This window comes from Frisingicoccus sp. (assembly GCA_016298055.1).
Classification (GTDB): domain Bacteria; phylum Bacillota; class Clostridia; order Lachnospirales; family Lachnospiraceae; genus Frisingicoccus.
In genome coordinates, this window is the sequence record JAEDDO010000089.1 from 1 (window position 1) to 7,450 (window position 7,450).

Genomic DNA, 7,450 nt, shown 5'->3' on the forward strand with positions numbered 1-7,450 from the left:
TCGCGTGTATATAATTTCATATCCAGAGCGACCTGGTCATTACGGCTGCGGCCTGTGTGGAGTTTCTTTCCTGTTTCTCCGGTACGTTCGATCAGTGTGGCTTCCACGAAACTGTGAATATCTTCGTAGGTTGCAGGAATTTCAAGCGTTCCTTCAGATATTTCCTGTTTAATATCTTCTAAAGCGGCAATAATAGTATTACGCTCATCATCCGTTAAAATACCCTGTTTGGCCAGCATGGTCACGTGAGCGATACTGCCGCCAATGTCCTGTTTATAAAATTTCTGGTCAAAGGAAATGGACGCATTGAAGTTATGTACAAGCTGATCGGTCTGCTTTGTAAAGCGTCCGCCCCATAATTTTAATTCCATAGTCGGTTCACTTCTTTCTATTAATAGTGTATGTCTTCACAATATTAGCTTATTTTTTGTGAAAAAGCAAGCTATATAAATATTATAATTAATATCTTTACAAGAAAAAATCTCTGTGCTATAATGGCGAGGTATGAGATTTAACCCGTGCTCAGATGTGGGTACTCCAGCCCGTTCTTAGCATGAGGCATTTTAAAATTCAGGAGGATATATACAATGATTACATCAGAAATGAAAAAAGAAATCATCGCTACTTACGGAAGAACACCAGAAGATACAGGTTCACCGGAAGTACAGATCGCTTTATTAACAGCAAGAATCAGTGACTTAACAGAGCATTTAAAAGTTCACAAAAAAGATCATCACTCCAGACGTGGTCTGTTAAAGATGGTTGGTCAGAGACGTGGTATGCTTGATTATCTTAAGAAGACAGATATCGAAAGATACAGAGCAATCGTTCAGAAATTAGGATTAAGAAAATAATTTCAGGAAGTGGGATGGAGTTTTCCATCCCACTATTTGCATGTGAACGTTCACAGGGATCTCCATTTCGAGACCGCTGAAAAGCATATGCACGGGCATGTTTTTTTCAGTAGTTTCGATGAGATCCGGTGAATACATTGATTTGATAAGGAGATTTAATATGTCAAAAGAGTACAAGAGTTATTCTATGGAACTTGCCGGAAGAACATTGAGAGTCGATGTGGGCAGAGTTGCAAAACAGGCCAACGGCGCTGTTTTTATTCATTATGGTGATACGGTTATTCTTTCAACAGCAACAGCTTCTGAAAAGCCGAGAGAGGGTATCGATTTCTTCCCTCTGAGTGTTGAATTTGAAGAGAAGATGTATTCTGTCGGAAAGATTCCGGGTGGATTTAATAAACGTGAAGGAAAGGCCAGCGAACATGCGGTTCTTACTTCCCGTGTTATTGACCGTCCGATGCGTCCTTTATTCCCGAAGGATTACCGCAATGACGTTACATTAAACAACCTGGTTATGAGTGTGGATCCGGATGCGAATCCGGAAGTGGTTGCTATGCTTGGTTCAGCTATCGCTGTATGTATTTCCGATATTCCTTTCGACGGCCCAATCTCTGCAACACAGGTTGGTCTTGTTGACGGAAAATTTGTATTTAACCCGACAGCAGATGAAAAAGAAAAATCAGACCTTGCTCTGACAGTCGCTTCCACACGTGATAAAGTTATCATGATTGAGGCTGGTGCGAACGAAGTACCGGAAGCTCAGATGATCGACGCAATTTTTGCAGCTCATGAGCTGAATCAGGAAGTGATTAAATTTATTGATACAATCGTAGCAGAATGTGGAAAAGAAAAACATTCTTACACAAGCTGCGCTGTTCCGGAAGAATTATTTGCAGCAATTAAAGAAATCGTTCCTCCGGCAGAGATGGAAGAAGCTGTTTTCACAGATGAGAAACAGGTTCGTGAAGAGAATATCCGCCAGATTAAAGAAAGACTGGCTGAAGCCTTTGCTGAGAATGAAGAATGGCTTGAACTGATCGATGAAGCTGTTTATCAGTATCAGAAGAAGACTGTCCGCAAGATGATCTTAAAAGATCACAAACGTCCGGATGGCCGTGCTCTGAATCAGATTCGTCCTCTGGCAGCAGAGATCGATCTTCTTCCGAGAGTTCATGGTTCAGCTATGTTTACACGTGGACAGACTCAGATCTGTACAGTGACAACACTTGCTCCTATGTCAGAAGCACAGAAAATTGACGGTATTGATGTGAATGTGACTTCAAAACGTTACATGCATCATTATAATTTCCCATCCTACTCTGTAGGTGAGACAAAACCTTCCAGAGGTCCGGGACGCCGTGAGATCGGTCATGGTGCACTGGCTGAGAAGGCACTTGTTCCTGTGCTTCCAAGTGTGGAAGAATTCCCGTATGCGATCCGTACGGTTTCTGAAACATTTGAATCCAACGGTTCAACTTCTCAGGCAAGTATCTGTGCATCCACAATGTCTCTGATGGCTGCAGGTGTACCGATCAAGAAACAGGTTGCCGGAATTTCTGCCGGTCTTGTGACAGGTGACACAGATGACGATTATGTAGTATTAACAGATATTCAGGGTCTTGAAGACTTCTTCGGCGATATGGACTTTAAGGTAGCCGGTACACATGACGGTATCACAGCTATTCAGATGGATATCAAGATTCACGGTCTTACACGTCCGATCATTGAGGAAGCGATCCGCCGTACAAAAGAAGCGAGAGAGTACATTATTAATGAAGTGCTTACACCGGCTATTGCCGAGCCTCGTAAAGAAGTCGGCAAATATGCTCCAAAGATCAGACAGATCATGATCGATCCTCAGAAGATCGGTGATGTTGTCGGAGCAAAAGGTAAAGTTATCAACCAGATCATCGAAGAGACAGGTGTTAAGATCGATATCACAGATGACGGTGCAGTTGCTGTCTGCGGTGTTGAAAAAGAAGGTATCGACAAAGCCATCGAGATGATCCAGATGATCGCTTCTGACTTTGAAGAAGGCAAAATCTATGTCGGAAAAGTTATCAGCATTAAAGAATTTGGTGCCTTCCTTGAATTTGCACCGGGCAAAGAAGGTATGGTTCATATCTCTAAACTGGATAAGAAACGTATCAACCGTGTTGAAGATGTACTGACACTTGGCGATGTGATCAAAGTTAAATGTCTTGGAAAAGACAAGATGGGACGCATCAGCTTCAGTAAGAAAGATGCGGAATAGAAGATTGATCGAATAATAGAAAGTCTGCTTGTTTTTGAAAAAAATAAGCAGACTTTTACTTGTTTATTTAGTCAATTTACTGTAAAATATAAGTATCTGGAAGGAAGGTGAGAAACGGTAATGAAAGTACGGATTTGCCCTTTATGTGATCAGCCTATGAAAAAGGCGCATCACTGCGATACATGTGATTCATTTGTCTGGAAGCCTTTATATCTTGATATTCATTATAATACAGACCAGATGCAGGGCCCAGATTGTTCATATCATCAGCAGGAACATACCTGTGATTATGAAAAGGACGGTTCGGTGAAGTCTGTACCTGTAAAAAGCAGGTCTAAAATAAAGAATATCCGGACAAAAGACGTTCATGAGACATCCTCTTATGAAGGTGAGTCGCAGAAAGTGCAGGATAAAGCCGAGAGCGATACAGGCAGGCACATAATGAGCAATTTTGTGATCATCATTATCTTAGCCTTACTTTACCTCTTTTCTGATGTTATATCTGCTTTTTTCAGAGGTTTATAAAAGGTGCCTGAGGGCATGATTCGGGAGCAGATGATGTCTCTACACCTTAAGCGGATAAACATTGGAAATGTAAACCAGAAGAGGGTAATGTTGCTGAAGAGATGGAACCCTCTATGTGTGGTTGTTTTAAAATATGAACAATTTTTATGCGTTTATTCCTTGACGATATTGTTCAACATGTATTAAAATAATCATTGGAGTATAATGCGACATGCATTATGATATGCTACACAAATGAAAGGAGATTTTTTCAAAATGGCAAAATTAATGAAAACCATGGATGGTAATACTGCTGCTGCATGGACTTCCTATGCATTTACAGAAGTTGCTGGAATTTTCCCAATCACACCATCCTCACCAATGGCCGAAGTTACAGACGAATGGGCTGCTAACGGCAGAAAAAACATCTTTGGACAGACTGTAAACGTTGTTGAAATGCAGTCAGAAGCAGGTGCTTCAGGTACTGTTCACGGTTCCCTTTCCACAGGTGCTTTAACAACAACTTATACAGCATCCCAGGGTCTTCTTCTGATGATTCCTAACATGTACAAAATTGCAGGTGAACAGCTTCCTACAGTATTCCATGTAAGTGCTCGTGCTCTTGCAACACATGCTCTGAACATCTTTGGTGACCACACAGACGTTATGGCTTGCCGTCAGACAGGTTTTGCTATGTTATGTTCCGGTTCCGTACAGGAAGTTATGGACTTAGCTGCTGTAGCTCATCTTGCTGCAATTAAAGGCCGTGTACCATTCCTTCATTTCTTCGATGGTTTCCGTACATCTCACGAAATTCAGAAAGTTGAATGTACAGACTATGATGAATTAGCTAAATTAGTAGATTACGATGCACTGGCTGAATTCAGAAAGAACGCTCTGAATCCAGAACATCCAGTAATTCGTGGTACAGCTCAGAACCCAGATATCTTCATGCAGGGTTGTGAAGCTCGTAACCGTTTCTACGATGCACTTCCAGCAGTTGTTGAAGAATACATGGAAAAAGTCAGCGAAATGACAGGCCGTGATTACAAATTATTCAACTACTATGGTGATCCTCAGGCTGATAGAGTTATCGTTGCTATGGGTTCTGTATGTGATGCAGCAAAAGAAACAATCGATTACTTAATGGCTAAAGGCGAAAAAGTTGGTTTAGTTCAGATTCATCTGTACAGACCATTCGTAGAAGAAGCTTTCCTTGCAGCTATTCCAGAAACAGCTACAAAGATCGCAGTTCTTGACAGAGATAAAGAAAACGGTGCGATCGGTGAACCAGTTTACCTTGACGTTCTTGCTGCATACTACAGAGCAGACAAGAAAGCTACAATCGTTGGCGGACGTTATGGTCTTGGTTCCAAAGACGTTACACCAGGACAGATCATCTCTGTTTACGAAAACCTCAAACTTGATGCTCCAAAGAACAACTTCACAATTGGTATCGTGGATGACGTTACATTCCTTTCCTTACCAGTTCTTCCAGAAGTTGACGTTGCCGGCGAAGGTACAACAAGCTGCGTATTCTGGGGTCTTGGTGCTGACGGTACTGTTGGTGCTAACAAGAACTCCATCAAGATCATTGGTGACCACACAGATCTTTACGCACAGGCTTACTTCCACTATGATTCCAAAAAATCCGGTGGTGTTACACAGTCTCACTTACGTTTTGGTAAAAAACCTATCCGTTCCACATATCTTGTTAAGACAGCTGACTTCATCGCTTGCCATAACGAAGCATACATCAACCTGTATGATATGACAGCTGATATCAAAGAAGGCGGTACATTCTTATTCAATACAGAATGGACAGCTGAAGAGATGGATGAAAAATTACCAGCAAACGTTAAGAGAGCACTTGCTCAGAAACACGTTAAATTCTACGCAATCAACGCTACAAAGATCGCTCGTGAACTTGGTCTTGGTAACCGTACAAACTCCGTACTTCAGGCTGCATTCTTCAAATTAACAGGAATTATTCCGATTGAAGATGCTGTTAAATACATGAAAGACGCTATCGTTAAATCCTACGGTAAGAAGGGTGAAGATATCGTTGCTATGAACCACGCAGCAGTTGACGCTGGTGTTAACGGTGCTGTTGAGATCCCTGTTCCAGCTGAATGGGCTGATGCAGTTGATCCAGTTGTTGAAGAAGATCCAACAATCCCAGATTTCGTTAAGAATATCGTTATCCCAATGAACGCTTGCAAAGGTGACAGCCTTCCAGTTTCCATGTATCTTGGAAGAGAAGACGGACATTTCGAATCCGGTACATCCGCTTACGAAAAACGTGGTGTAGCTTCTATGGTTCCAGAATGGGATGCATCAAAATGTATCCAGTGTAACCAGTGTTCCTACGTATGTCCTCATGCTACAATCCGTCCAATCCTTTTAACAGCTGAAGAAGTTGCTGCAGCTCCAGAAGGATTTGGTGCAGTTCCTGGTAAAGGTAAAGGCGTTGATCAGTACTCCTTCAAGATGCAGGTATCTCCACTTGACTGTCTTGGATGCGGAAGCTGTGTAAACGTTTGTCCAGCTAAAGAAAAAGCTATTAAGATGGTTCCAGCAAGCACTCAGTCTGCACAGGCAGCTAACTGGGAATATGCTATGAGCGTATCTCCAAAGGCTAACCCAATGGACAAATACTCCGTTAAAGGTAGCCAGTTCGAACAGCCATTACTCGAGTTCTCCGGAGCTTGTGCTGGTTGTGGTGAAACACCTTACGCTAAATTAATTACACAGTTATTTGGTGATCGTATGTATGTAGCTAACGCTACAGGATGTACTTCTATCTGGGGTGCTTCCACACCATCTATGCCATATACAAAGAACCACAAAGGACAGGGTCCTGCTTGGTGTAACTCCTTATTCGAAGATAACGCAGAATTTGGTTTAGGTATGTACTTAGGTCAGAAACAGCGTAGAGAACTTCTTGCTGATACAGTTAAAGCTGCAGCTGAAAAAGCTACAGGTTCTGTAAAAGAAGCTATGGAAAACTGGCTTGCAACAATGAACTTAGGTGATGAATCTAAAGTTTCCTCCGCTGCATTATTAGAAGCAATCAAAGATTGCCAGTGCGACGGTGAAGTTAAAGCTGCTTGCGAAGCAATCGAAGCAAACGCTGACTTACTCGTTAAGAAATCTCAGTGGATCTTCGGTGGTGACGGATGGGCTTACGATATCGGTTACGGCGGTGTTGACCACGTATTAGCTTCCGGCGAAGACGTTAACATCTTTGTATACGATACAGAAGTTTACTCCAACACAGGTGGACAGGCTTCCAAGTCTACACCAGTTGGTGCTGTTGCTAAATTCGCTGCTTCCGGTAAGAAACAGAAGAAGAAAGACCTTGGTATGATGGCTGTTTCCTATGGTTATGTATACGTAGCACAGGTTGCTATGGGTGCAAATCAGGGTCAGTTCGTTAAAGCTCTTAAAGAAGCTGAAGCTTATCCAGGTCCATCCTTAATTATCGCTTACGCTCCATGTATCAACCATGGTATCAAAGGCGGTATGAGCGGAGCTCAGACAAGAATTAAAGAAGCTGTTGCTTGTGGTTACTGGAATATGTGGAGATTCAACCCAGCTCTCAAAGCTGAAGGTAAGAACCCATTCATCCTTGATTCCACAAAAGAGCCTAAGTATGAAGACTTTAGAGCATTCATGATGAACGAAACACGTTACGCTTCTCTGAAGAAAGGATTCCCTGAAATCGCAGAAGATATGTTCGTTAAGACTGAAGCAGACGCTAAAGAAAGACTTGCTGGCTACATCAAAATGGCTGAATAATTTTTCAGATTGTGTCGCATAAATAAATAGAGGGGTC

Annotated in this window: 5 protein-coding genes; 4 read left to right on the forward strand and 1 reads right to left on the reverse strand. The window is 42.1% G+C overall.

The window, feature by feature from the left end:
* Nucleotides 1-371: lyase family protein (locus QZZ35_RS07755; RefSeq protein ID WP_291236881.1), on the reverse strand; the 371-nt coding region annotated here is incomplete at its 3' end.
* A 216-nt stretch (nucleotides 372-587) separates the two neighbouring features.
* Between QZZ35_RS07755 and rpsO the strand changes: the two genes are divergently transcribed.
* The 4 genes from rpsO (at nucleotide 588) to nifJ (ending at nucleotide 7,413) form a co-directional block, all read left to right on the forward strand.
* Entirely contained in the window at nucleotides 588-854 is a 267-nt protein-coding gene (rpsO, locus tag QZZ35_RS07760; RefSeq protein WP_132090876.1) for a 30S ribosomal protein S15, read from the forward strand.
* Between the two features lie 160 nt (nucleotides 855-1,014).
* Nucleotides 1,015-3,108: a polyribonucleotide nucleotidyltransferase gene (locus QZZ35_RS07765; RefSeq protein WP_291236882.1), complete on the forward strand. Its 2,094-nt coding sequence runs from the start codon at nucleotides 1,015-1,017 to the stop codon at nucleotides 3,106-3,108.
* Nucleotides 3,109-3,228: 120 nt separating this feature from the next.
* Nucleotides 3,229-3,633: a hypothetical protein gene (locus QZZ35_RS07770; protein ID WP_291236883.1), complete on the forward strand. Its 405-nt coding sequence runs from the start codon at nucleotides 3,229-3,231 to the stop codon at nucleotides 3,631-3,633.
* 255 nt (nucleotides 3,634-3,888) lie between these two features.
* Nucleotides 3,889-7,413 carry a pyruvate:ferredoxin (flavodoxin) oxidoreductase gene (gene nifJ / locus QZZ35_RS07775; RefSeq protein ID WP_291236884.1) on the forward strand — a complete coding sequence of 1,175 codons (3,525 nt, stop codon included), beginning with the start codon at nucleotides 3,889-3,891 and terminating at the stop codon, nucleotides 7,411-7,413.
* Nucleotides 7,414-7,450: the final 37 nt, after the last annotated feature.